The sequence below is a fragment of the Gottfriedia solisilvae genome (genome assembly GCF_002128405.1).
Classification (GTDB): Bacteria; Bacillota; Bacilli; order Bacillales; family Bacillaceae_G; genus Gottfriedia; species Gottfriedia solisilvae.
The window spans coordinates 1-658 of sequence record NZ_NETJ01000019.1; the positions used below are offsets into that span (position 1 = coordinate 1).

Below are 658 nucleotides of genomic sequence, written 5' to 3' on the forward strand. Positions count from 1 at the left end.
AAGCCCGGGAGAGCCGCAGTGAAAAGGCCCAAGCGACTGTTTAGCAAAAACACAGGTCTCTGCGAAGCCGTAAGGCGAAGTATAGGGGCTGACGCCTGCCCGGTGCTGGAAGGTTAAGAGGAGGGGTTATCCCTTACGGGAGAAGCTCTGAATTGAAGCCCCAGTAAACGGCGGCCGTAACTATAACGGTCCTAAGGTAGCGAAATTCCTTGTCGGGTAAGTTCCGACCCGCACGAAAGGCGTAACGATTTGGGCACTGTCTCAACCATAGACTCGGTGAAATTATAGTACCTGTGAAGATGCAGGTTACCCGCGACAGGACGGAAAGACCCCGTGGAGCTTTACTGCAGCTTGATATTGAATTTTGGTACAGCTTGTACAGGATAGGTAGGAGCCTGAGAAGCCGGAGCGCCAGCTTCGGTGGAGGCGTCGGTGGGATACTACCCTGGCTGTATTGAAATTCTAACCTAGAGCCGTTATCCGGCTCGGAGACAGTGTCAGGTGGGCAGTTTGACTGGGGCGGTCGCCTCCTAAAGAGTAACGGAGGCGCCCAAAGGTTCCCTCAGAATGGTTGGAAATCATTCGAAGAGTGTAAAGGCATAAGGGAGCTTGACTGCGAGACCTACAAGTCGAGCAGGGACGAAAGTCGGGCTTAGTG

General features: G+C 53.6%; 1 rRNA gene. It reads left to right on the forward strand.

Annotation, left to right across the window (positions count from 1 at the left end):
* Window positions 1–658: ribosomal RNA gene (locus CAB05_RS21780) — 23S ribosomal RNA — on the forward strand; the annotation flags it as partial.